This window comes from Thermobacillus sp. (assembly GCF_003390775.1).
In the GTDB taxonomy this organism is placed as follows: Bacteria; Bacillota; Bacilli; order Paenibacillales; family Paenibacillaceae; genus Thermobacillus; species Thermobacillus xylanilyticus.
In genome coordinates, this window is sequence record NZ_QEWA01000040.1 from 41,020 (window position 1) to 65,913 (window position 24,894).

Annotated in this window: 22 protein-coding genes; 14 read left to right on the forward strand and 8 right to left on the reverse strand. The window is 62.5% G+C overall.

Features of this window, described 5'->3' with window-relative positions; all coding sequences use genetic code 11:
• Positions 1 to 111 precede the first annotated feature (111 nt).
• A complete protein-coding gene (locus C6W55_RS11235) occupies positions 112 to 4,743 on the forward strand; it encodes a DEAD/DEAH box helicase (protein WP_286892680.1) in 4,632 nt (1,543 codons plus the stop codon).
• A 46-nt stretch (positions 4,744 to 4,789) separates the two neighbouring features.
• On the opposite strand, the gene C6W55_RS11240 is transcribed toward C6W55_RS11235, so the two are convergent.
• The 3 genes from C6W55_RS11240 to C6W55_RS11250 all read right to left on the reverse strand — a co-directional run bounded on the left by C6W55_RS11240 (position 4,790) and on the right by C6W55_RS11250 (position 7,720).
• Positions 4,790 to 6,019 (reverse strand): hypothetical protein, encoded by a 1,230-nt coding sequence (locus tag C6W55_RS11240; protein WP_286892681.1) that lies wholly within the window; start codon positions 6,017 to 6,019, stop codon positions 4,790 to 4,792.
• Positions 6,003 to 6,563 carry an RNA polymerase sigma factor gene (locus C6W55_RS11245; RefSeq protein WP_041853976.1) on the reverse strand — a complete coding sequence of 187 codons (561 nt, stop codon included), beginning with the start codon at positions 6,561 to 6,563 and terminating at the stop codon, positions 6,003 to 6,005. Before C6W55_RS11245 ends, C6W55_RS11240 begins: the two co-directional genes overlap by 17 nt.
• A gap of 140 nt (positions 6,564 to 6,703) precedes the next feature.
• Positions 6,704 to 7,720: a polysaccharide deacetylase family protein gene (locus C6W55_RS11250; protein WP_286892682.1), complete on the reverse strand. Its 1,017-nt coding sequence runs from the start codon at positions 7,718 to 7,720 to the stop codon at positions 6,704 to 6,706.
• A 171-nt stretch (positions 7,721 to 7,891) separates the two neighbouring features.
• On the opposite strand from C6W55_RS11250, the gene C6W55_RS11255 reads away from it, so the two are divergent.
• Positions 7,892 to 9,697, forward strand: a complete 1,806-nt coding sequence (locus C6W55_RS11255; RefSeq protein ID WP_286892683.1) for a 5'-nucleotidase C-terminal domain-containing protein — start codon at positions 7,892 to 7,894, stop codon at positions 9,695 to 9,697.
• Positions 9,698 to 9,759: 62 nt separating this feature from the next.
• Here the strand turns inward: C6W55_RS11255 and C6W55_RS11260 are convergent, their stop codons facing one another.
• Both C6W55_RS11260 and murI read right to left on the reverse strand, forming a co-directional pair.
• On the reverse strand, positions 9,760 to 10,155 hold the full coding sequence (locus C6W55_RS11260; RefSeq protein ID WP_015256328.1) for a VOC family protein: 396 nt from the start codon (positions 10,153 to 10,155) through the stop codon (positions 9,760 to 9,762).
• A 58-nt stretch (positions 10,156 to 10,213) separates the two neighbouring features.
• Positions 10,214 to 10,984, reverse strand: a complete 771-nt coding sequence (gene murI / locus C6W55_RS11265) for a glutamate racemase (RefSeq protein WP_213484661.1) — start codon at positions 10,982 to 10,984, stop codon at positions 10,214 to 10,216.
• Positions 10,985 to 11,179: 195 nt separating this feature from the next.
• Between murI and C6W55_RS11270 the strand changes: the two genes are divergently transcribed.
• Complete coding sequence (locus tag C6W55_RS11270) at positions 11,180 to 12,058, forward strand: SMP-30/gluconolactonase/LRE family protein (protein ID WP_286892684.1); 879 nt, start codon at positions 11,180 to 11,182, stop codon at positions 12,056 to 12,058.
• An 83-nt stretch (positions 12,059 to 12,141) separates the two neighbouring features.
• On the opposite strand, the gene C6W55_RS11275 is transcribed toward C6W55_RS11270, so the two are convergent.
• Entirely contained in the window at positions 12,142 to 12,315 is a 174-nt protein-coding gene (locus C6W55_RS11275; RefSeq protein ID WP_286892685.1) for a hypothetical protein, read from the reverse strand.
• Between the two features lie 116 nt (positions 12,316 to 12,431).
• Here C6W55_RS11275 and C6W55_RS11280 point away from each other — a divergent pair, with 116 nt between their 5' ends.
• Entirely contained in the window at positions 12,432 to 13,115 is a 684-nt protein-coding gene (locus tag C6W55_RS11280; protein ID WP_286892686.1) for a GntR family transcriptional regulator, read from the forward strand.
• An 81-nt stretch (positions 13,116 to 13,196) separates the two neighbouring features.
• Complete coding sequence (locus C6W55_RS11285; protein WP_286892687.1) at positions 13,197 to 13,973, forward strand: exodeoxyribonuclease III; 777 nt, start codon at positions 13,197 to 13,199, stop codon at positions 13,971 to 13,973.
• Between the two features lie 95 nt (positions 13,974 to 14,068).
• On the opposite strand, the gene C6W55_RS11290 is transcribed toward C6W55_RS11285, so the two are convergent.
• Entirely contained in the window at positions 14,069 to 14,986 is a 918-nt protein-coding gene (locus C6W55_RS11290; protein ID WP_286892688.1) for a polysaccharide deacetylase family protein, read from the reverse strand.
• Positions 14,955 to 16,268 carry an MFS transporter gene (locus C6W55_RS11295; protein WP_286892689.1) on the reverse strand — a complete coding sequence of 438 codons (1,314 nt, stop codon included), beginning with the start codon at positions 16,266 to 16,268 and terminating at the stop codon, positions 14,955 to 14,957. The genes C6W55_RS11290 and C6W55_RS11295 overlap by 32 nt, the downstream gene beginning before the upstream one ends.
• A 280-nt stretch (positions 16,269 to 16,548) precedes the next feature.
• On the opposite strand from C6W55_RS11295, the gene C6W55_RS11300 reads away from it, so the two are divergent.
• The 9 genes from C6W55_RS11300 (at position 16,549) to C6W55_RS11340 (ending at position 24,894) form a co-directional block, all read left to right on the forward strand.
• Positions 16,549 to 17,652 (forward strand): ABC transporter ATP-binding protein, encoded by a 1,104-nt coding sequence (locus C6W55_RS11300; protein WP_286892690.1) that lies wholly within the window; start codon positions 16,549 to 16,551, stop codon positions 17,650 to 17,652.
• Positions 17,645 to 18,451, forward strand: a complete 807-nt coding sequence (locus C6W55_RS11305) for an ABC transporter permease (protein WP_213484655.1) — start codon at positions 17,645 to 17,647, stop codon at positions 18,449 to 18,451. The genes C6W55_RS11300 and C6W55_RS11305 overlap by 8 nt, the downstream gene beginning before the upstream one ends.
• Positions 18,444 to 19,247: an ABC transporter permease gene (locus tag C6W55_RS11310; protein ID WP_213484654.1), complete on the forward strand. Its 804-nt coding sequence runs from the start codon at positions 18,444 to 18,446 to the stop codon at positions 19,245 to 19,247. Before C6W55_RS11305 ends, C6W55_RS11310 begins: the two co-directional genes overlap by 8 nt.
• A complete protein-coding gene (locus C6W55_RS11315) occupies positions 19,244 to 20,314 on the forward strand; it encodes an ABC transporter substrate-binding protein (RefSeq protein ID WP_015256339.1) in 1,071 nt (356 codons plus the stop codon). Before C6W55_RS11310 ends, C6W55_RS11315 begins: the two co-directional genes overlap by 4 nt.
• 113 nt (positions 20,315 to 20,427) lie before the next feature.
• Positions 20,428 to 21,051 (forward strand): GyrI-like domain-containing protein, encoded by a 624-nt coding sequence (locus C6W55_RS11320; RefSeq protein WP_015256340.1) that lies wholly within the window; start codon positions 20,428 to 20,430, stop codon positions 21,049 to 21,051.
• A gap of 147 nt (positions 21,052 to 21,198) precedes the next feature.
• Positions 21,199 to 22,104 carry a DUF4097 family beta strand repeat-containing protein gene (locus C6W55_RS11325; RefSeq protein ID WP_286892691.1) on the forward strand — a complete coding sequence of 302 codons (906 nt, stop codon included), beginning with the start codon at positions 21,199 to 21,201 and terminating at the stop codon, positions 22,102 to 22,104.
• Positions 22,105 to 22,419: 315 nt separating this feature from the next.
• Positions 22,420 to 23,181 carry a glycerophosphodiester phosphodiesterase gene (locus C6W55_RS11330; protein WP_286892692.1) on the forward strand — a complete coding sequence of 254 codons (762 nt, stop codon included), beginning with the start codon at positions 22,420 to 22,422 and terminating at the stop codon, positions 23,179 to 23,181.
• Complete coding sequence (locus tag C6W55_RS11335) at positions 23,174 to 24,073, forward strand: carbohydrate ABC transporter permease (RefSeq protein ID WP_286892693.1); 900 nt, start codon at positions 23,174 to 23,176, stop codon at positions 24,071 to 24,073. The genes C6W55_RS11330 and C6W55_RS11335 overlap by 8 nt, the downstream gene beginning before the upstream one ends.
• Complete coding sequence (locus C6W55_RS11340) at positions 24,070 to 24,894, forward strand: carbohydrate ABC transporter permease (protein ID WP_286892694.1); 825 nt, start codon at positions 24,070 to 24,072, stop codon at positions 24,892 to 24,894. The genes C6W55_RS11335 and C6W55_RS11340 overlap by 4 nt, the downstream gene beginning before the upstream one ends.

Consider the following 24,894-nt stretch of genomic DNA (forward strand, 5'->3'; position numbering starts at 1 on the left):
CGGCGGGTTCTTGCGTTTTGCCCGGACACGCCGGATTGTGTGCGAATGCCGGATTGGTTATGCTGGGAATACGGAATGTTTTTCCTGCAACGATGCAAGGAGGCGAAGGGCATGACGGATTTCGGCGGGCAGCCGCTGCCGCCGGAGCTGGAGGGGTTCCATCCGGTTCTCGCGCAATGGTTCTTCCGTTCCTTCGGAGAACCGACTCCCGTGCAGCGGGAGGCTTGGGACGCCATCCGCACGGGACATCACGCGCTGATTGCCGCGCCGACCGGTTCCGGGAAGACGCTGGCGGCGCTCCTGCCCTGCCTCGATCATTGCATCCGGACGAAGACCGGGCCGGGCGCCGGTTCCGGCGTGAAAGTCGTCTATATCACGCCGCTGAAAGCCCTGAACAATGACATTCATCACCACATTGCCGAATTCGCCGAGGCGATCGACCGGCTGGCCGCGGAATCCGGACAACCCTGGCCCGGCCTGCGCGCGGCCGTCCGCACCGGCGACACGACCGGGGCGCAGCGCGCCGCGATGCTGCGGCGGCCGCCGGACGTGCTCGTGACGACGCCGGAGTCGCTGTATATCCTGCTTCTGTCGGAGAAGGGCCGGCGGATGCTGCGGACGACGGAGAAAGTGATCGTCGACGAGATCCACGATCTGGCCGCGGACAAGCGCGGCGCGCATCTGTCGCTGACGCTCGAACGGCTCGCTGACCTCTGCCCGGCGCGGATCCAGCGGATCGGCGTGTCGGCGACGCAGAAGCCGCTTGCGCGCGTCGCCCGCTTCCTCGCCGGCTGGGAAGAGCCCCGGGAGGCGCTGCCCGTGCCGGGAGACGGCGGCCGGTCCGCCGCGCCGGCTGATGCGGGCGCGGCCGAAGAATTTGCGCACCCGTACGGATACCGGCCGCGGCCCGTCAAGATCGTGGAGAGCCGGATGGAGCGGAAGATCGAGCTGACGGTGACGCTTCCCGGGCAGCCGCCGGGCAGCCGGAAGATTGAACTCGTCTGGAAGCCGATCGTCGAGCGCCTGATGCAGCTGATGGAAGGCGCCCGATCCGTCATCATCTTCGTGAACAGCCGGCGGCTGGCCGAACGGCTGACGCTTCACCTGAACGACCATGCCGGGTTCGAGATGTCGATGTCGCATCACGGCAGCGTCAGCCGCGAGCGCCGGCTGGAGATCGAGAAGCGGCTGAAATCGGGCGATCTGCGCGTCATCGTCGCCACCTCGTCGCTGGAGCTGGGCATCGACGTCGGTCATGTCGACCTCGTGATCCAGCTCGATTCGCCGCTCTCCGCGGCGGCCGGCATCCAGCGGTTCGGCAGGGCGGGCCATGCCGTCGGCGGTGTAAGCCGCGGGGCGATCGTCGCGCGCACCCGCGAACAGCTGCCCGAGATCGCCGTGCTTACCCGGCGGATCATCGAGCGCGACATCGAGCCGATCGAGCCGCCCCGGGATCCGCTTGACGTGCTGTCGCAGCACGTCGTCGCGATGGCGGCCGCATCGCCGGACGCGCTCGCCGTGAACGAGCTGCATCGGCTCATCATCCGCAGCGACAGCTTCCGGTCGTTCCCGCCGGAGCGGCTGCACGCCGCGCTGCTCGTGCTCGGCGGACGATATCCGTTCGTGCGGCCGCTGATCGAATACGACAGCCTGACCGGCCGCATCTCCCGGCGGGGAAGCAGCGCCATGGCCGCGCTGACCGGCGCGGGCACGATTCCGCAGAGTTCCGGCTACCCGGTCCACCATGCGGAGACCCGCGTCCGCCTCGGCGAGCTGGACGAAGAGTATATCGAGGAGAGCCGGGTCGGCGACGTCTTCCAGCTGGGCACCAGCTCGTGGCGTATCCAGAGCATCCGGCAGGACCGGGTCTATGCGGTGGAAGCGGGCAACCGGTACAGCGAAATCCCGTTCTGGCGGAACGAGGGCCCCGGGCGTTCCTACGAGCTGGGACAGGCCGTCGGCCGGCTGTGGGCCGAACTTGAACGGCGGCTGACGGCTGGCGGTGGAGCGGCGGGGAGCGCTGTCGAAACGGCGGAACATGTCGATGGAGCGGCAGCGCGTGAAGCCGTCAACCCTTCGGAGGGTCAGGCGGCGGACTTCGGCGGGCCGGATGATGGTTCCGGGACGGGCGGCCAGGCGGCCGCCGATGCGGAGACCATCGACTGGCTGTCCCGCAGCTTCCATCTGGACGGCGGGGCGGCATCCGGCCTTGCGGCGCTCGTCCGCTCCCAGCACGCGCACGGCGGCGTGCCGACCGACAAGCGGCTGCTCGTCGAGTATTACCGCGACGTGACGGGGCGCTGGCACGTCGTCATGCACAACCACTGGGGCAAGCGCGTCAACCGCACCTGGCTGCTGGCGATCCGGCATGTGCTGGAACAAGCGATGCGGCAGCAGGTGTACGCCCATGCCCGGGACGGCGGAATCGAGCTTGTGCTGCCGGAATGGGGACCGGCCTGGCTTGACGCCGTGCGGCAAGTGACGCCTGACAATGTGGAGCGGCTGCTGAGGGAAGCCATTGCCGGCTCCCCCCTCTTCGCCGTCTCGTTCCGGCGCATTGCGGAGACGTCGCTGCTCTTGCAGCGCAGCTTCCGGCGCACGCCGATGTGGCAGAAACGCATCCGCAGCGAAGAACTGCTCCGGGAGGCGCTGCCGTATGCCGAGCAGTTCCCCTATCTGCACGAAGCGATGCGCTGCACGCTTCACGACGAGCTGGACCTCCCGAACCTTCTGGATGCGCTGCGCTCCCTCGCCGACGGCACCATCCGCATCGTCATGCGCGAGACCGCGCATCCTTCGCCGCTGGCGTCGGCATTCGTGTCCGATTACGCGATGAAGCAATTGTACGAAGGCGACCAGCTCAGCGGCGATTTGCAGTTGCAGCTCATCGAAATCAACAAGCGGCTTGCGGGCGAACTGTTCGGCGAGGAAGCGCTGCGCCGCGCCGTGCGGCCGGAAGCGATCGAGGAAGAGCGGCGGCGGCTCGCCGAACCGGGGCCGGGCGGTCCGCCCGCGGATCCGGACGGGCTGTACGCGCTGCTCAAGCGGCGGGGCGACAGCTCGGCCGACGAGCTGGCCGCTTGGGCCGGCGGCCGGACGGCGGAGTGGCTCCGGGCGCTCGAACGGGATGGCCGGATTGCGCCGCTGGAATTCGGCGGCATTGTGCGCTGGATCTGCGCGGACGAACGCGACCTGTACCGCGAGTTTCCCGCGACTCCCGCATCCATCGCCTTCGTGGCCGGGCGCTGGACGGAGCAGGTGCTCTCCTTCACGATGGCGGATCTGATCGGCCGCTATCCGCAGCTGTCGCCGGTGCAGGCGCGCGCCGTCATCGACGAGCTGCTGCTGCAGGAGCGGATCGAACCGTCGCCGATCGCGGGCGATGATGAAGGCGAGGCATGGATGAGCAGCCGGATCGCCTCCCGCATCCTCCGCCGTTCCGTGCGGGAAGCGCGCAGGGAGGCCGAGCCGCTCGAGCCGGAAAGGTGGCTGCTGGAGGCTGCCGCGCTCCAGTACGCGCTGCCGGGCGCGCGGCTCGCCGGCGAGAGCGGCCTGCTGGCGGTGATCGGCCGGCTGCAGGGGCTGTTCCTGCCGCTCGAACTGTGGGAGACCGTCATCTTCCCCTCCCGGCTGACCGCTTACCGCGGCGAACTGCTCGACGCGCTCTGCGCAAGCGGGGAAGTCATCTGGACGGCGCGCAGGGAATCCGGCGCCGACCAGGTCCAGGTCGCGTTCTTCCTTGCCGAATCACGGGAACTCTACGTTCCGGTTCTGCGGGAAAGCGCCGGCCGGCCGGTCAAGCACCCGGAACTGCTCGATCGGCTCCGGGATGGCGGCGCCGCCTTCCTGACGAAGCTGGCCCGGGAGTTCGACCGGCTGCCGTCCGAGCTGCTGTCCGATCTGCTGGATCTCGTCCGGGACGGGCATGTGTCGAACGATCAATTCGCCCCGCTGCGTCTCGCATTGACGGCGAAGCCGGCAAAAACGGCGAAGACCGCGCAGACAGGCGCTGCCCGCGGACTGCCCCGGACCGGCTCCGGACACGGCCGCTGGTATGCGCTCTCCGATCTGCTGCAGGATGCGGATGCGCCGCAAGCCGATGTGCCGCAAGAGACGTCCGTCATGGCCTGGACGCGCCATCTGCTCGACGGGTTCGGCGTGCTCGCGAAAGAAACGGCCGACCACTGGTCGCCCTTCGGGTGGGATGTGCTGCTGCCCGTTCTCCGGCAGTTGGAGACCATGGGCATCGTCACGCGCGGCATGTTCGTCCGCGGCGTGCAGACGATGCAATTCGTCTCCCGTGAACGGGTCGCGTCGCTTCGCCGGCCGCCCGTCGAAACCGGAGCCGAAGACGACGTGACGGTGCTGGCCGCGCCCGATCCCGCCAATCCGTTCGGGCTGCTTGCGCCGTGGCCGCAGCGGCCGGGCGCCGCCTTCGCGCGCCGCAGCGGCAACTTCCTCGTGCTGCGCGGCGGCGAATGGCTGCTGTGGATCGAAGGATACGGGAGGAGCGTATCCACGATGCGGGCGCCGGAAGACATCGGCGAAGATGCGCTGGCGGACACGATGCGCCGCGCGTTCCGCACGATCATGCAAATGACGAAGCGCAGCAAAATCCGGATCGCCTCCCTGAACGGCGAACCGGCCGCCGAATCGCCGGAGGCCGCCTCCTTGCTGCAATCCGTCGGAGCGGAGCGCGACGCCCGCGCGATGACGGTCTGGCTGAGCTCGCTCGGCCGATGAACAAGCAAGGGATCCCCGCGCAGGGGATCCCTTCTTCATTTCCGCATCACGGCAGCGCCCGGCTGGCCGGAGCCTCGCCAAACAATTCACTGACTCTGCGAATCCATTCGTCCACATAATCGACGTGCGTCGCCCACTCGGCCATGATGACCGTCTCGCCGGGCTTCAGCTCCATGTCCAGCATTTCCCGATCCAGTTTGCCGTTCTTCATGCTGTAGATGACGATCTTCCGGTCTGTCAGGATGACCGCCATATTGCGCGCCGGGGACGTCACGGCATCGACGGCGGCGGGCTGCACGGCGCGGATGTCATCCCAATACAATGCCAGTTCGTTGTGGGCGACGATCACGGAGCCGATGGCATAGGGCAGTTCCCGCGGGATGGTATTTTCCATCCGTTTGCCGGCGCCTTCATCGCGCCCGACCGCGATCCAGCGGCCCGCCTTGCGCGCGAGCGTCCATTCGTCGATGCCGCCCAGACGTTCCGGCATATCGGTCTCGGCTACGCCGAGCCTGCCGTCCGTCTGTACGGCCGGAACCATATGCCGCTCGGCGTCGGATGCAATCAATCTGACATTCCGGGGCTGGGAAAGATCGGCTATATCCATCATCCGATACGTCCACTCGCCCGACGTCAGACGGGCGATGCCGACGTAGCGGTTGCCCGCAAACAGGATGCGCTCCTCAATCGGACCGATGCCCCCGCCTCCCGCCCGAACCGGCGGCAGTGTCCCCGTATCTCCGCGCGAAGCGTTGTAGGCTCCGACCAGCCGAATCGTGCCGTTGTTGCCCTGGATTTCCTGAACATCCAGCCGCCAGAAATCGGTGCGGTACGGCATGATGATGCCGTCTCCATCCGCCGCCGACCAATCGGACGCGTCGGGCCCGCCCGAGACGAGCAGCGTCCGGTAGGCGCTCGCCTCTCCGTCCGTATCCTGCCTGAGCCCGAGGAGCAGCACCGAACGGCGCGGCGTCTCCTCCGCATCGGTCACGGCCGTCGCGGAGCCGGCCATCGTATCCGTCCCGGACGAATCGGCCAACTGCTGCTGCGTGCCGCCGGTGTTCCCCGGATGGAGCCGGATCAGCAGCACGACCGCGGCGATCACGAGGCATACGCCCATGCCCATGCCGGCCAGCCGGAACGGCCGGAAAGGACGGCGGACCGGGTTCTCGTCCAGCCGCTCTTCGATCCGTCTGCGCAGCCGTTCGTCGAAACCGCTGCGCTTGAGCGGTCCATGGGCCAGTTCGCGCTTCAGCTCGTCATCTGTCGGAATCACCGCGACCGCCTCCTCTCGCCGCCAGTTTCCGCCTTGCATGGAACAGCCTCGACTTGACCGTCCCTTCGCTTACGCCCAGCATTTCCGCGATTTCTTTCATCGAAAGTTGATAATGCGCGTACAGAATGACGACCTCACGGTATTTGTACGGAAGTTCGAGCACCTGCTTCCACATGTCGTTCACCGCCAGCGACTCGATGACTTCCCGCTCGGCGGATGAAGAGGCTCCGTCCTCCCTGAACGCGTCCACCAGCACCACCCGGCGGAAGAACGCCTGCTTCCGGTAATCGAGCACCATGTTGCGGGTAATGGCAAGCAGCCATGTCTTCACGGACGCCTGGCTGCGGAATGTATGCAGATTCCGGTAAGCCTTCAGGAACACTTCCTGCGCGATGTCGTCCGCCTGGTCCCATTTCCGCGTCATGCTGTAGGCGAAGTTCCAGACGTCTTTGCCATATGCATTCATCAGTTCGGTCAACAATGCCTTGCGGTCGGCTTGCTCGCCGATGAACCGCAAGTATTCGAAACCCGTATCGGATTGCACTTCGCCACCTCTAGTCCCGATACAATCGGCGTCCGGCACCGCGGCCGCATCCTGCGGCACGGCGGCGCTTGAAGCACCCGTTTCCATTATCCAGGAATTCATCACCGATTGCCATAGGGGAGCCGAAAAAATACGTCCATTCACTTGCTGTCACGCTCCAATCCGGATACGGTCGTCAGCTCATACCCCTGTGCCAGCAGCCCTTCGATGATCTCCGGCAGCGCTTCGATCGTTCCGCTGAGATCGGCGTTCTTGCCGCCGAAACTGTGCAGCAGAATGATCGCGCCGTCTTTCGCGTGTTCCAGCACATGGGATGCGATTTCGGCGGCCGGTGTGCCGTCCCAGTCGCGGGGATCGACATTCCAGCGGACGAGCTTCTTGCCCGAATCCGACAGCGCGGCTTTGAGTTCATCCGATACCGATCCGTAGGGAGGCCGGAACAGCGCGGGGACGATGCCCGCCGCTTCCCGCAGCGCCTCGTCCGCGAGGCGCAGATCTTCGGCGATGTCGGCGGCCGTCATCTTGCCCATGTCCGCATGGGCGTAGCCGTGGCTGCCGATCCCGTGTCCCTCGTCCCGGATGCGCGCCAGCACTTCGGGATAACGCTCGGCCTGAGTGCCGACGACAAAAAATGTAGCAGTAACGCCGTATTGCGACAAGATGTCAAGGACCATCGGCGTATATTTCCTGTCAGGGCCGTCGTCGAAAGTCAGCGCGGCCCGTTTGGCCGGTACGGGCGCTTCCCGCCTTTGCGAAGCCGATTCCGATTCCGACGGACCCGGCGGCTGCACGATCGATTCCGGCGGCTGTTCCGTTGCCGTGCTCCCGGCGGGTGCCGGCCGATTTCCGGCCAGAGGCGTCCCGTCAGCCGCCAAGCCGCCGCCCTCGGCCGCCGCGTGTCCCGATCCGCCCGACACCCCGGGTGCTCCTTCGGTCAAGGCGATATCCGCCGCCGTGTCCGAGGCGCTTTCGGCATCCGCCGCAATTGTCGAACGGACCGCGGCAAGCCCGAACATCTGGAGGATGATGTCCGCTCCCGCTTCCGCGCCAAACAGGCTGATGATGCCGGCGATGCCATGGAGCAGGACGAGTCCCGCCAGCACCAAACCCAGCTCCGTTCCGCTCCGACCGCCGGGCCGCGCACGTCCCTCCCGCATGCCGCTCTCCTCCCCGATCCGTTCCGTTAACCGTATAGACGAATCGGACCGGCCGCAAGTTCACGGAAAGCGGATCCAATTTATGCATTTTTGATTTCTATTTATTATAGCGATGACAATTTGCCTGTATTATTGAAATCGGGGACTACTTTTTCGAGGAGGAATCGGATGATGGAGCGGCTGAGACAGGCCGGGCGCATGCTGCTGGCATTCCTGATCCTGAGTCTGCTGGCCTTGCCTGCGGCGGCAAGCGCCGCCCAAGGGGAGACGACGATCACGATCGTCCACGTGAACGATGTCCATTCCCGGGTTGAGCAGACGGATGCGAACATCGGCTATGCGAAGCTGGCCGCTTTCGTGAAGCAACTGAAAGCCGAGAACCCGAACACGCTGCTGCTCGATGCGGGCGATTCGCTGCACGGGCAGACGATCGCGAATCTGGAGCGCGGCGGCAGCATCGTCCGCATGATGAACGCCGTCGGCTTCGACGCGATGGCGACGGGCAATCACGATTACAACTACGGTTACGGCCGGCTGCTCGAACTGGCCGGCGAAGCGTCGTTCCCGATGCTCGCGGCCAACGTATACAAGCCGGACGGGACGAGGCTGCTCGAGCCGTACGTCGTGCTGGATGCCGGCGGCGTGCGGGTCGCCGTCTTCGGGCTTGCGACGCCCGAGACGACCTACAAGACGCACCCGGACAATGTCGCGGGGCTGACCTTCGCCGATCCGGTCGAGGAAGCGAAACGGGTCGTCGCGGAGCTTGAGGGCAAGGCGGATGCCGTCATTGCACTGGCCCATCTCGGCCTGGACGAAGCGAGCACCGACACCAGCCGGAAACTAGCCGAAGAAGTGCCGGGCATTGATCTCATTGTCGACGGACACAGCCACACGGCGCTGCCCGAAGGCCTGGAGGCCGGCGGCACGCTGATCGTGCAGGCCGGGGAATACGGCGAGCATGTCGGCGTCGTCGAACTGACCGTCGGACCGGCGGGCGTGAAAGCGCGAAATGCCCGGCTCATCCCGGCCGAAGAGACAACCGGCATCGAACCGGACCCGGGCGTGCTCGCCGTGATTGAAGAAGTGAAGGCGAATCAGGAGCCCCTGCTGTCCGAGATCGTCGGCAAGAGCCTCGTCGATCTCGACGGCGAGCGCGAGCATGTGCGGGCGGGTGAGACGAATCTCGGCAATCTGATCGCCGACGCCATGCTGTTCGAGACCGGCGCGGACGTTGCGCTGACGAACGGCGGCGGCATCCGCGCGTCCATCCCGGCCGGAGACATCACGAAGGGTCAAGTGATCACCGTGCTGCCGTTCGGCAACTACATCCAGACGAAGGAGGTCACCGGAGCCCAGCTGCTGGCGGCGCTTGAACACGGCGTGTCCGCGTACCCCGAACCGCTGGGCGGGTTCCCGCACGTCGCCGGGATGACATTCAAAATCGATCCCGGCAAACCGGCGGGAGAGCGGGTTTACGACGTCCGGGTGGACGGCAAACCGCTCGACCTTCAGGCGGTGTACACGCTGGCGACGAACGATTTCCTCGCCGCCGGCGGCGATCAGTATGCCATGTTAGCGGAACAGCCGGTGACCGGTGATTTCGCTTCGCTGGAGGAAGCGGTCATCCGCTACTTGCAGGCAGAGGGCGAAGTCGCGCCCAAGGCGGAAGGACGCATCCGCGTTGAGCCTGCCGTAGCTCCCGGCACGATTCCGGAAGGCGCGCCATCGCCGCAGCAACCGGCGCCTGCACCGCAACAGCCCGCTCCTGCACCGCAGCAGCCCGCACCGGCTCCGCAGCCGGCGCCTGCGCCGCAGCAGCAGCCGTCATCCGGGCAGCGCGTGTACATCGTGAAACGGGGCGATACGCTCTGGGCCATTGCCCGCAAATACGGCACCACCTGGCAGAAGCTGGCCGAGCTGAACCGACTGGAGAACCCCGACCTCATCTTCCCCGGTCAGCGCATCCTGCTGCCCTGAAGCATGACAGAACCCCGCACACGGAACGCATGCTCCGCCGTGCGGGGTTCTCTGTCATTCTTTTATTCCTGGAACAACTCGATGATCTCGCCGTCCGGCCCCTTGAAGAACGCGATCCGCGCCGGCACCGTTCCGAGCGAGACATCCTTCGGCTCGACCGTCACTTCCATGCCGGCTGCGCGCGCAACCTCAATCGCCTTGTCGACATTGTCGGTGCGAAGCGCCAGATGCAGGAACGCCCCTTCCGGCTTCGGGCCGGGCGCGCCTCCCGCAAAGATTTCAAGGTAATTGCCGTCTCCGGTATCGAGCAGGATGCCCCGCCCGTTCCCTTCGCCCCACCGCACGCGCTCGGTGAACCCGAGCACCTCGGTGTAAAACTTCACGGACGCGTCAAAATCGTGCACCCGAATCGCCACGTGATGAAATCCGCCGCCGCCGATCACCCGATTGTTGCCCATGACTTGTCTCTCCTCTCCGGCATCTGTTGCCGCGCATCAAATTTTGCAATGTCCTGTATTACAATGTCCTGGCCCGGTCGAGCGCGATGCCCATCTTCCGGATGTACGCCGGATCGCCGCCGGTGCACATGAGCCGCACATCGCCGCTGCCGTCATTCTCCGAGATGCCGTAGCGGGTCAGGAGCGCCGCCAGCCGCCGAACCGTGCCGGCGTTGCCGTCGACGATCTCGATCGATTCCGGCAGCACGCGCCGCAGCGCGTCCCGGTAATAGATAAAATGCGTGCACCCGAGCACGATGATGCCGTACCGGTCAAGATCGAACGGTTCCAGCTTCCGCCGGAAATACGCCGCGAGTTCTTCCCCGTCAAACACGAGACGCTCGCAATAGTCGACCAGTTCGGGCAGCGGCAGCGAATCGACGATGCCGTTTTCGTCCACGCGGGAGACCAGCGCGTAATACTTCGGCATGGAGAGCGTCAGCGGCGTCGCGCACACCAGCACGCGCTTGCCCGTCGCCCGGTTCATCTCCACCGCGGGCTTGACGGCAGGCTCCATGCCGACGATCGGCATGCTGTAGATCTCCCGCAGCTCATTGATCGCGATGCTCGTGGCCGTGTTGCAGGCAACGACCAGTGCGTCAATGCCCTGACCGACCATGGTCTCGACGGCTTCCAGAACGTAGCGCCTGACGTCCTCTTTCGTCTTCGTTCCGTACGGCACGTGCAGCGTGTCCGCCATGTACAGGTAATCTTTGGCCGGAAGCCGGCGAAGCGATTCGGCAAGCACGGTCAGTCCGCCCAGCCCCGAGTCAAAAAATCCGATCCTCATCTGCACCCGATTCCCGTCTGTTGTGGTAAAAGCCGCGATTGCCCATCCGTTAACCTTTTTCATTTTACCTTATCCGCCCGCGGTTTGAATACCGTCAAATGTCCCGCCCGCATCCGCCGTCAAGACAATAGCGCTTTCCGCCCCGTTCTGTTATTGTGGGTAAAGATACACCAGCAGGAAATGGAGTTGAGCGCAATGTTGACGTATCAGGCCGAATGTGTCGTCGCCGCAGGCAACCGGCTCGGTGAAGGACCGGTATGGGACGAGCGGCTCGGCGAACTGTTCTGGGTCGATATCGAAGGGCGCAAGCTGCAGCGCTATCGGCCGCTTGACGGGCGCATTACCGTCCACGGGTTCGATCAGAAGATCGGCTGCGCGGTTCCCGCCGAGGACGGCTCGTGGATTCTCGGGCTGGCGGACGGCTTCTACCGGTTCGATCCGGAGACGGAGCAGACCGGGCTCATTGTCCATACGGACGAACCGGATGCAGGCAACCGGGTGAACGACGGCAAATGCGATCCGTCCGGCCGGTTCTGGGCCGGCACGATGAGCGCGAAATGGCAGCGCAACGCCTCGCTCTATACGCTGGAGACGGGCGGCAAGCTGACGCGGAAGCTGACGGAAGTCGTCTGCTCGAACGGCCTGGCCTGGGCGGCGGACGGGAAGACGATGTACTACATCGATTCGGCCGAGCGGATCGTCTGGGCGTTCGACTTCGATCCGGAGACCGGCGCGATCGCGAACCGGCGGGTCGCCATCGAATATCCGGCGGACGAGCCGGGCGGTCCCGACGGGATGTGCATCGACGCGGAAGGCAAGCTGTGGATCGGCCATTGGGGCGGCTGGCAGGCCGGACGGTGGGATCCCGAGACGGGCAAGAAGCTGGCGTCGGTGCCGATCCCGGTCGAAAATGTGACCTCCTGCGCGTTCGGCGGGGAGCATTTCGACGAGCTGTACATTACGACGGCGGGCGGCGGCAGCGGGCAGAACACCGGGAAGCAGCCGCTGGCGGGCGGCCTGTTCCGCGTGAAGGTGGACGTGCCCGGGCTGCCGGTCCAACGCGCGCGCGTATGAACGCCGAAGTCATGCCGATCCAACGGGGAGCAACCCGCCTTCTGGCCGGCGCGCCGGGCGGGCTGCTTCTATCATTGGCAGGCTCAGGGCACCATCGGCGTCCAATGGTCCAGCTTCCTCTTGATATATTCCTCTTTAGATTCGTGACGCATCCCGCGTTCCGCTTCTGCCCCGGGGTTCTCCTTCCACACCATGACAACCGTCAAAAGGACAATGGCCGCAAGAAACAGCGCAAGAATTCCTTTAAATCCCCGCATGGCATTTACCTCCCGTTTCTTTAAAGTTATACTGAAATCAATGAATTTACGGCCAATATAGCCATAACACCGTATAACAGTAAAGAAACGTGTATAACAGTCGGAGGCGGCAAGCCATGCATATTGAATTGAAACGTCATGCCGGTACGCCATTGTCGAAACAGATCGCCCAAACGTTGTCCGATCGCATTCGTTCCGGTTTGTTGAAGACGGGAACCCGGCTGCCTTCGGTGCGTGAACTGGCGAGGAGCCTCAAGGTCAGCCAGGTGACCGTCAGCAAGGCGTATGCCGAGCTGGAACGAATGGAGCTGATTCACTGCACGCAGGGGAAAGGCTGCTTCGTCGGCCCGGATCCGGAAGATGGCGGCGGAACGCCGGAATTGTCCGCGTCATGGCAATTGTCTCTCATTGATTATTTGCCCCGGGCGCACACGTGGCGGCATTTCCAGGGATCTTCATCGGACTGCCGGTATCGGCTTCATGTCGCAATGGTGGACCCCGATTTGCTGCCCAACCGGGAAATCTGCAGGAATATCCATCAGCTCGTGACGGAGAACCCGGCGATTATCGCGAACTACGGGCCGTTTCAGGGAGATGCGGAACTGCGGCGGGCCTTGTCCGATTACTTTCGGGAACGAGGAATTGCCGCCAATGAGCCCGAGCACCATCGCTTTCGGATCAGCTATTCGTACATGGATGAGAAATCGCTCCGTGAAGCGGTGATCCTCCTGTGCGATGTGCTGCGCAAGTACCTGGCAAATCCATTGCCAAAAGAAACGCACCCGTGGTCTACTATATAAGAATCTAAGAATCGGGGCCCGCTTCCGGGCGCCGCCTGCGGCACCGGATGGCCGCAGAATGATATTGAGGTGCACTAATCAATGAAATTGATTTCCTGGAATGTCAACGGACTGCGCTCCTGCGTCGGCAAAGGATTTCTCGACTACTTCCGGCGCGCGGACGCCGACATCGTCTGCGTGCAGGAGACGAAGCTGCAGGAAGGCCAGCTGGAGCTGGAACTGCCGGAGGGTTACCGGCAGTATTGGAACTGCGCCGAGAAGAAAGGCTACTCCGGCACCGCCGTGTTCACGCGGATCGAACCGGAGGCGGTCCGGACGGGCTTCTCGGACGGGGACGACCCGGAAGGGCGCGTCCTGACGCTCGAATTTCCCGCGTTCTTCCTCGTCAACGTGTACACGCCGAACGCGCGGCGCGACTTGTCGAGGCTTGAATACCGCATCGCCTGGGAAGAGCAGTTCCGCGCGTACCTGAAGGAACTGGACGCGCGCAAGCCGGTCGTCGTCTGCGGCGACCTGAACGTCGCCCACCGGGAAATCGATCTCAAGAATGCCAAATCCAACCGGGGAAATGCCGGCTTCACCGACGAAGAGCGCGAGGCGATGACCCGGCTGCTCGAGGCGGGGTTCATCGACACGTTCCGCCATTTCTACCCGGACCGGACGGACGCGTACACCTGGTGGTCCTTCATGCCGAAGGTGCGCGAGCGGAACATCGGCTGGCGGATCGACTATTTCCTCGTCTCCGCCCGGCTTGCGCCGTATCTGGAGGATGCGCTGATCGACAGCGGCATCATGGGCAGCGACCATTGCCCGGTCGGCCTCCTGATGCGTGATCCCGGCGTACCGCCGGAAGCTTGACCGTGCGAGAAACTTTCCTCATCCGGCACAAACAACAGCAGCCGCATGCCAGTCCCACCCCGGGGCGCAGGACAACATGCGGCTGCGCGTTTTTCTCACCGGCCCAGCACGGACGCCGCCAGCCGCGCGCCGGCGCGCAGACGCGATTCTCTCCCGTGCCGCCGGATGAAGGTGTAATCGACCAGTGTCACGCCCGCGTCGCGGATCGCGTAGCGGAAGTCGTCGTCCATCATCAGCCGGAACTCCCACACCCTTTTCTCCCAGTGCGGAATGTGCTCGCGCATCCACGGATCGTCGACGCCGGGGTGGATGTACGTCTCGCAGATGCCAAAGGGCAGGCGGTACAGCTTGTCAATCAGCATCTGCTTGAACGATTCGTAGGTTTCACCGTCCCGCTTCTCGAACGGGTGCGAGAGCAGGTAGTCGGGCAGCGCGACGCCGAGCACGCCCGCGAGCGCCGAAGCCTTCGCGGCCGCGCGCTCCACGCCCGGCATCGGCCCGAGCAGGGGATCGGCGGGGTCGACCTTCCGGAACAGCCGGAACGGCAGGCCCCGCCCGGCGCACCAGCGGAGCACGTGCGGGATATGGCTGCGGCCGGTCGCCATGCCGTACAGGCTGCCCATATGGTTATCCGCATGGGTGACCTGCACGCCGCTCGCCCGGACCGCCTCGTACTGCGCGGTCAATTCGCGCATCACGTCCGCGGTGTCCGCGCTCCGCTCGAATTCCTCCACCGTCCGGTACATATGGCCGCTGTCGTCGTGCAGCGACGCCCCGCCCGTCAGGCTCGGGAAGCGGAGCGCCTCGAACTCGCTGGTCAGCGTCAGGTGGAGGCCGATGTTCGGCTGCTCCCGCTTCCGGCACCACTCGGCCGCTTCGCGGAAAGCCGGCGCCGGCGCCATAATCGTCGCCGACGAGACGAGTCCTTCCTCAAGCAGATGCATGATCGCGGCGTTCATCGCCGGACTCTGGCCGAAGTCGTCACAGTTGATGACCAGATATTTGACCGTCATGCCGCACCTCTGTCTCCTTTCTCAGCCGAACGAACAACGAGATCGCGAAGGCAACAGCGAGCAAGCCGAACGGAACGTAGCTGCTCAGCCACACAAACGCCGCTTCGGGATTCGGTCCCGGATTTTCCCCGCTTTCATAGTCAAAAATCATGCCCACAATGAGAAACGCCACTGCTGAAATGAGGCCGCTTGACCGCGTAATGAACCCGGAGACCGCCGTATAGACGCCTTCGCGCCGCTGGCCGGTATCGGCGAAGTCAAGGTCGATGATGCGGCTGCCGACGATCGGCGGCGTGACGAGGAATCCGGACAACCCGAAGCCGACGAGCACGCCTGCCGCAATGCCGCTGGCCAGATCGCCAGCGAAGCTGAGGGGCAGCACAGACACCGCGTAGGCGGCCAGCGACAGCCGCCAGCATTTCACCGGGTCCATGTCCCGCGCGATCCGGTACCAGACGAAGACGAGCGGAATAACCGAGACGAAGATCGAAGCGAGCAGAATCGACACCTGTTTCTCCGGGATGCCGAGCACATACTTTGCGTAGAACGGAATGATTGAACCGATCAGACCGTTCACGGTCTGGGCGAAGGAGTTGGCGATGTTGTGCAGCCAGAACGGGATGTTGCGCAGCGTCGTGCGGAACGATTCTTTCAGCGACAGCCTCGGGCCTTGCCGCGCTTCTTCCTGCTCGCGGATGCCGGCGATGCAGACGAGCATCAGAACGCCGAAGAGAAAGGCATAGATCAGCGCCATGTTGCCGTAGCCCAGAGAAGTGTAAAGCAGCGGCGTCGCGGCGGTGCCGACCAGGAGGGCGGCAATCTGGAAGCCTTGCTGTACGGCCGACGCCCGGGCGCGAAGCCGATTGCCCTGGAACAGCTCCGGGAAGAGCGCCCCGTAGTTCACCCAGATGATCGTCGCGACCGCTTCGATCAGGATGAGCGCGGCGAGGAACCATGCGAGCATGCCGGCTTTGCCGAGTCCCGGCGGGACGGCGTACACCATCACGAACGTCAGCATGTACGCGGGCACGGCGCCGAGCAGCCACGGCCGCCGCCGCCCGAGCCGCGTGGACGTCCGGTCGGACAGCCAACCGGCGAGCGGCTGGTTGACCGCGTCCCATACAAGGTAAATCGTGCGCGCAATCGTGGCCAGCCAGACGGCGAGCCCCAGTTCATCCACATAAAAGTAAAAATAAAACGAGCTGAACGCCTGCGTCGGCACCATCATCGCGAACATCCCGAGCGCATACGCGGCAGGCGAGTTGATCCACCGGTTTCTCACGCATCCCCCTCCATTTCCATCCTTTTCCGAGCCCGTAAGTGTTATCGTTTTCATCATAGCACGGGAAGGCGTTTGCGTCAGCTTTTTCCCGCTTCCCGACAGCTTTCGCCGCAAAACGGGCCCGCCGCCATAAAATGACGGCGTTTGCCGTTTTTCTTGTATCCCCACACGACGAAATCCATGATAATATAACAATCGTGATTCACCCATCGGCAGAGTCGGACAAACGGCTGTGCACGGCTTCATGATTCGGCAGTTATGAAAAGGAGGGTTAAAGCAGTTGGCGGATGACGTGATCATTCGGTTCGACCGCGTGACCAAACGTTATGAAGATGGCGTCACCGTACTGGACGAGGTCAGCTTCAACATCGAGCGGGGCAAATTCTACACGCTGCTCGGTCCCTCGGGCTGCGGCAAGACAACCATTCTGCGGCTCATTGCGGGGTTTATGGAGCCGACGGAAGGAAACATTTACATCAACGGAAAGCTTGTGAACCGGGTTCCGGCGAACAAGCGCCAGGTGAACACCGTTTTTCAGGATTACGCTTTGTTCCCTCATCTGAACGTATACGAGAACGTTGCGTTCGGCCTGCGGATCAAGAAGCTGGACCGCGCTGCCATTGATGCCAAGGTGAAAGAAGCGCTGCGGTTCGTAAACCTTGAAGGCTACGAGAACCGTGACATCGCCGGCATGTCCGGCGGCCAGCGGCAGCGGGTCGCGATCGCCCGGGCGATCGTGAACGAGCCGGAGGTGCTGCTGCTGGACGAGCCGCTGTCGGCGCTCGACCTGAAGCTGCGCACGGAGATGCAGTACGAGCTGCGCGAGCTGCAGCGGCGGCTCGGCATCACGTTCGTCTTCGTTACGCACGACCAGGAAGAGGCGCTTGCGATGTCGGACGAGATCTTCGTCCTCAACAAGGGGAGGATCCAGCAGTCCGGCACGCCGACCGACATCTACGACGAACCGATCAACCGCTTCGTGGCGGATTTCATCGGCGAATCGAACATCATTCCGGGCCGGATGATCCGCGACTATCTGGTCGAATTCGCCGGCAAGCCGTTCGAGTGCGTTGACGGCGGATTCCGCGAAGGCGAGCCGGTCGAGATCGTCATTCGTCCGGAAGACCTCGAGATCACCGAGCCGGAGAGCGGCAAGCTGCGCATCCGCGTCGAGTCGCAATTGTTCCGCGGCGTCCACTACGAGATCAAGGGACGCGACGAGTCCGGCAACACGTGGCTGGTCCACTCGACGCGCAAAGCGGAGGTGGACGAGCACATCGGCCTGACCTTCGGCCCGGAAGCGATCCATGTCATGCGTTTCGGCGAGACGGAAGAAGAATTCGACAGACGGCTCGAGACCTACGGAGAGGGCAGCCATGGCTAGGACGCGAAACTTCTACCTCATCCCTTATGTCGCATGGATCGTCCTGTTTGTCGCGGCGCCGATCATCCTGGTCGCGTACTATTCGTTCTTCGATGTCGAAGGACAGTTCACGCTGGACAATTACGCGAAGTTCTTCACGCCGATCTACCTGCGCATGACGCTCGGCTCGTTCTGGTATGCCTTCCTGATCACGGCGTTCTCGCTGCTCGTGGCATACCCGACGGCGCTCATCCTGACGCGGCTCAAGCACAAGCAGCTGTGGCTGCTGCTCATCATCCTGCCGAGCTGGATCAACCTGCTGCTGAAGGCGTACGCCTTCATCGGACTGTTCGGCAAATACGGCCTGGTGAACGCGGTGTTCGAGATGGTCGGCATCGGGGGCCGGCAGCTGCTGTTCAACGACTTCAGCTTCGTGTTCGTGTCGGTGTACATTTTCATCCCGTTCATGATCCTGCCGATCTACAACGCGCTGGAAGAGCTGAATCCCGCCCTGATCGACGCGTCCCGCGATCTGGGCGCTTCGGCATGGACGACGTTCCGGCGGGTCATTTTCCCGCTGACGCTGGACGGAGTCAAGGCCGGCTGCCAGGCCGTGTTCATTCCGTCGCTGTCGCTGTTCATGATCACCCGGCTCATCGCCGGCAACCGGGTCATTACGCTCGGCACGGCGATCGAGCAGCATTTCCTCGTGACGCAGGACTGGGGAATGGGCGCGACGATCGCCGTGTTCCTGATCATCGCCATGGCCCTCATCATGTTCGCGACCGGCATCGGAAAGCGGGGTGCGCTCCGTGGATAGAAGGTGGCGCTGGTCGAATCTGTATCTCACGGCCGTCTTCGTCATCTTGTATGCGCCCATCGCTTATCTGATCGTCTACTCGTTCAACAGCGGCGGGACGATGCAAGGTTTCGAAGGGTTTACGCTCGAATGGTACGGGGAAGTGCTGCAGGATACGCGGCTGCTCATCATCGTGCTGAACACGGTCGTCATCGCGCTGCTCTCGGCCCTCGTCTCGACGATTCTCGGAACGATCGGCGCGCTGGCGATCTATGAGGTGAAGCGCCGCAGCCGGAAGAACGCGCTGCTCGCGCTGAACAACGTCCTGATCGTCAGCCCGGACGTCATCATCGGCGCGTCGTTCCTGATCCTGTTCACGATCATCGGCATCCAGCTCGGCTTCGTGTCGGTGCTGCTGTCTCACATCGCGTTCAGCGTGCCGATCGTCGTCCTGATGGTGCTGCCGAAGCTGCAGGAAATGCGCACGAGCATGCTCGACGCCGCGCGCGACCTGGGCGCCAACGCGTGGCAGGTGCTGACGCGGGTCGTCGTGCCGTACATGAAACCCGGCATTTTCGCCGGCTTCTTCATGGCGCTCACCTACTCGCTGGACGACTTCGCCGTGACGTTCTTCGTCACCGGGAACGGCTTCTCGACCTTGTCCGTCGAGATCTACTCGCGGGCGCGGCAGGGCATCTCGCTCTCGATCAACGCGCTCTCGACGCTGCTGTTCCTGTTCACCGTCGCGCTCGTCATCGGGTATTACTTCATCAACCGCCGCAACGCGCGGCTCGCGGAAAGCGGTGAACGCCGATGAGACAGCTCGTGCAACTGTTCGCGGTTATCCTCGTTGCGTCGCTGGGCCTCATGGCGTGGACGAACGCGCTCAACCGGAGCGCGGGCTACGCGGGGGCGGACACGATCACCGTCTTCAACTGGGGCGATTACATCGATCCGGAACTGCTCAAGGAGTTCCAGGAGCAGACGGGCATCACCGTCATCTACGAGACGTTCGATTCGAACGAAGCGATGATGACGAAGATCGCCCAAGGCGGAACGACATTCGATGTCGCGATGCCGTCCGAATACGCCGTCGAGCGCTTGATGGAAGACGGCCTGCTGGTGCCGCTCGACCATTCCAAGCTGCCCAACATGGCGCATATCGATCCGCGGTTCATGGACATGTCCTATGATCCGGGCAACGTCTATTCCGTGCCGTATTTCTGGGGTACGGTCGGCATCCTCTACAACCCCGAAGCGTTCGACGAGCCGCCTGTCAGCTGGGACGCGCTCTGGGATCCGTCCCTGAGGAACGACATCCTGCTCGTCGACGGCGCCCGTGAGATTATCGGCATGGGGCTGAACAGTCTGGGCTATTCGCTGAACGACACGGACGAGGAGCACCTGCAGGAAGCGCTGGCCAAGCTGAAGCGGCTCACGCCGAACGTGAAAGCCATTGTCGGCGATGAGATCAAGATGCTGATGACCGGCAATGAAGCTTCGGCGGCGGTCGTCTGGTCCGGTGACGCGGCGGAAATCATGTGGGAGAACGAAGACCTGGACTACGTCGTGCCGGAGGAAGGGTCAAACCTCTGGTTCGACTCGATGGTCATTCCGAAGACGGCGCGCAACATCGAAGGGGCGCACCTGTTCATCAACTTCATGCTCGATCCGGAGAACGCGGCGCGGAATGCCGAATATGTCGGCTACTCGACGCCGAACGCCACGGCGCTGGAGATGCTGCCCGAAGAGATCCGGGAGGACGAGCGGTTCTATCCGGGCGACGAACTGATCGCCCGGCTGGAGGTCTACGAAAATCTGGGCAAGCGGATGCTCGCCTACTACAACGACCTGTTCCTCGAGTTCAAGATGCACGCGAAATGATACAAAGCCGGGAGCCTGCGGCGGTTCCCGGCTTTCGGCGTTTCGGACTGTTGGCATATTTGATCGGTTAAGCTGTAAGGGATCATGTTCCGGAAGCGAAGGAGTGAACGGCATTGACGAAGGCTGTCGATTACAAGAAAGATTTCAAGCATCTTTATGTGCCGCCCGCGGAGCCCGTGGTCGTGGAAGTGCCGCAGCTGCCGTTTATCATGCTCGGCGGCTCCGGGGACCCGAACGGCGAGGCGTTCGTCAAACAGACGGAGGCGCTGTACAGCATCAGCTATGCGGTCAAAATGTCGTACCGCAGCGGCGATGCGCCGGCCGGCTATTACGCGTACAAGGTGTTTCCGCTGGAGGGGATATGGGATCTGGTGGACTACACCAGGCCTTCGACGGACAAAAGCAATTTCAAATACACCCTCATGATCCGGCAGCCGGATTTCCTGACCGAAGACGGGTTCCGGCGCTTCCTGGAGCAGACGAAACGGAAAAAGTCCAATCCGTATCTGGATCATGTCCGGTTCGAACGGATGGAAGAAGGGCTGTGCTGCCAGATGCTGCACATCGGTCCGTATGACGATGAACCCGCAAGCTTCGCGCGCATGGAAGCGTATTGCGCTGAACAGGGTTATGTCCGGGCGTCCAAGACGCATCGGGAAATCTACCTGTCCGATCCCCGCAAGACCGAACCGGCGAAATTGAAAACGGTGCTCCGATTCCAGGTGCATAAGCGCTAATCGCCCCGGATGGAGTCTCCAAAGCTTTTCCGCCAACCCCGACCAAAGTCTGGCGCCCGATCCTTCCGCGGCCGGTACCTGGAGCGCAGGGTGCTGGTGTACACTTTGATCAACCACAGATGAGCGGAAAGGGTGTATTTGTCTGTCATGAGCCGGTTGGCAAGAACGATCGTTGGCGTCATCCTGGTCGCAGTCGGAATGATTGCGTTGGTGAAATATGTCTTCGGCTACGAATTGCGCGAGACCTATGAGCATGCGTTGGCGCTCGGGGATCACGTGCAGGAGATCCGGATTGAGAGCGACAGCTACGCGCTGGAGATCGATTTTACGGTCAGCCAAGAGAATGTCGTCCGGATCGAGGGAAAGGCGGCGCCGAAAACGGTGAAGCAGATCCGGTCGGCCGAAGTCAAGAACGGCATCCTCTATCTGCAGTTCAAAGACCAAGATCCATGGTACTGGGGCTTCTTCCCTGACTTCACTTGGAACGAGAGGCAATCCATCACCATCTCGCTGACGGAAGAATCGCTGGAATCGTTCGAGACGCTCAAGGTCAGCAGCGATGCAGGATCGGTAAGCGTGGATGGCGCCAAGGCCCGGGATCTCGTCATCGGATCCGATTCCGGCAGCATCCGGCTGGGCCGTCTGCAAGGCGGCACCTTGACGGTGACGTCCAACTACGGCGGAATCCGGCTGGAAAGCTACGAGGGCAAAAGCCTGGCGCTCCGTTCCGAGTCCGGAAGCATCCATGCGGACGAGATACACGCCGGCGTGACGGCCGTATCCGATTCCGGCAGCATTACCATCAATCATTTGAAAGGCGCCGGCAATATCGAGACCGACTCCGGTTCGATCCGCATCGTGAAAAAAGACGAGATGGGCGCCGTCGTATCCTCCGATTCCGGCAGTGTCCACATTATCGTGCCTCTCTCGTACAGCGGCTCCTATGATTTGAAATCCGACTCCGGCTCGATCCACCATCCGGATGCCGCCGGCACGTCGGGGGAAGTCATCAAGGTGCGAACCGAAAGCGGCAGCATCCGGATTGAGCAATAACCTTATTTCGAGAGGCCAGAAATGCCAACAAACAAGGCATTTCCGGCCTTTATTCTTGTTGTGACGTGCCTAAGGATGTCGTTCCGGGCATAAGAAACTATTACGACGCATAACGAGGAAGGGGGTATCGCGCTTCCCGAGATCTTTGCAAGCGTTTACGACTTGCTTGCCGCGCACAAAAATTTTACGGAACATTGGAATCCAATTAATTCTCCGCTGACAAAGTGACAGTACGCTGAATTTGTCGAATTTGATCAACGTTACACAAGGCACAGCGATTTTTGCCTTCCCAATCGGCTGAAAGGGGATACGGATATGGACAGAAACGATCACCGGCCGCTTGTCATCGCCCACCGGGGGGCCGCGGGGCAGGCACCGGAAAACACGCCGGCAGCCTTCCGGCTGGCGGTCGAGCAAGGGTGCGACATGATCGAGCTGGATGTGCAGCTGTCTGCCGACGAAGAAATCGTGGTCTGCCATGATTTCGAAGCGGACCGCACAACGAACGGGTCCGGCCTCATTCGGGAAATGACGCTTGAAGAGCTGCGGCGGCTGGACGCCGGCGCCTGGTTTTCACCGGAGTATGCCGGTGAACGGATCCCGACACTGCGTGAAATGTTCGATCTCGTCCCCTCCTCCGTCGGGATCAACATTGAATTGAAGTGCAGCGACAACCGGATCATCCATCTTTTGTCTTCGCTGATCCGGGAGTACGGACGAACGGAGTCGGTCGTCATTTCTTCCTTCGACCATCGGCTTTTGCACCGGTTGAAAACGGCCTCGCCTGATCTGCGCATCGGTCTGCTGTACTCGGCCAATTTGCTGGATCCCGTGAAGCTTGTGCGCGATTTCGGTCTGGACGTTTACTCCATGCATCCGCATTTTGCCTTGATTGAACCGGAAGACATCGCGGCGCTGCGCGCAAACGGACAACAAGTCTATCCATGGACGGTCAATGATCCGGAGGCCATGAAGCGGCTGCTGGCCCGGGGCGTCTCGGGCATCATTACCGACTATCCGGACAGACTGCGTCGGCTGGCCGGATCGTCGATAGAGAGGAGTCTGCAGGATGGCTGAAGCCCAATCCATGAGGGCAGTGAAGCGGAGAGAGAACCTGCTGGGCTATTTGTTCCTGCTGCCCTGCCTCCTGTTCTTCGGAACGTTCCTGTTCTATCCGTTGTTCAAGTCCATCGTGCTCAGTTTCCAGCTGACGAATCCGCGGGGCGAGGCGGTGGCGTTCGCGGGATTGGACAATTACGCGAGCATGTTCACGTCCGGAACGTTCCTCTCGACGTTGAAAGCGACGGTGCTCTTCACGTTGTACACGGTTCCTCCCGGCATCCTGATCGCTTTCGCGCTGGCCTGCATGACCAACGCCAGGCTTCCGGCGATGAAGTCCTTTCAATTCATCTTCTCGATGCCGGTCGCCATTTCGGCAGCTACCGGCGCGGTCATCTGGGCGCTCTTGTTCCACCCCAGCACCGGCATGCTGAATTACGTTCTCAGCCTGCTCGGCATCTCGCCGATCCCTTGGCTGGTTGACCCGAAATGGGCGCTCATCTCGGTATCGCTGATGACGGTGTGGATGAATCTGGGCTTCAATTTCATCGTGTTGACCGCCGGGTTGCAGGGCATTTCGGAAGATATTTACGACAGCATGAAAATCGACGGAGCCGGACCGATCCGGAGCGCCTTCAGCGTGCTCATCCCGCTCTTGTCGCCGACCCTGTTCTTTCTGCTCATCGTTTCGGTCATCAATGCGTTTCAAACGTTCGGGCAGATCCACATCCTGACGAAAGGCGGCCCCATGAATGCCACGAACGTGATGGTCTACCAAATTTACCAGGAAGCCTTTGTGAATTGGCGCTTCGGTTCGGCCAGCGCGCAAGCCCTGATCCTGTTTGCGATCATTCTGTTGCTTACGCTGCTGCAATTTTTCTGGCTGGAGAAGAAGGTGCATTATCAATGATCATCCGTACGATCAAGTATCTTCCCCTGTATGCGGTGCTCACGGTGTGCGCGTTGGCGGTGTTGTACCCGATGATCTACACGTTCTCCTACGCCCTGATGACGCCCTCGGAAGCGCAGGCCTATCCGCCGAACATCCTGCCTTCCGGCATTTACTTGAAAAATTTCTCCGACGTGCTGAACCTGGTGCCGATTGACCGGTTTCTGCTCAACAGTTTTATCGTTTCGATCGCGGTTGTGGCCGGACAGCTGATCACGTCCAGCCTGGCGGCTTATGCCTTCGCCTTCATTCCGTTTCGCGGCAAAAGCCTGGTGTTCTCGCTGTTCCTGTCCACGATGATGATTCCTTGGGAAGTGACGATCATCCCCAACTACATCACCATTCGCAGCTGGGGATGGATGGACAGTTATGCCGGACTCACCGTTCCGTTCATGGCCAGTGCTTTCGGCATCTTTCTGCTGCGGCAACATTTCCTGCAGCTGCCGAGGGAGCTGCTGGAAGCGGCGCGGATCGACGGCTGCGGCCACCTTCGCATCTACGCCGGCATCGTGCTGCCGATCGCCAGGCCGGCTCTGGCGACGCTCGCCGTCTACCAGTTCCTCAACACCTGGAACATGTACTTCTGGCCGCTGCTGATCACGAACCGGGATACGATGCGAACCGTGCAGATCGGCATCAGCATGCTGAAATGGGAGGAAGCGATGTCCCACAACCTCGTGCTGGGAGGCGTCACGCTCGTGCTGCTGCCATCCCTGCTCACTCTGGTATTCGGGCTCAAGCAGCTCGTCCGGGGCATTACGGCAGGCGCCGTGAAAGGTTGA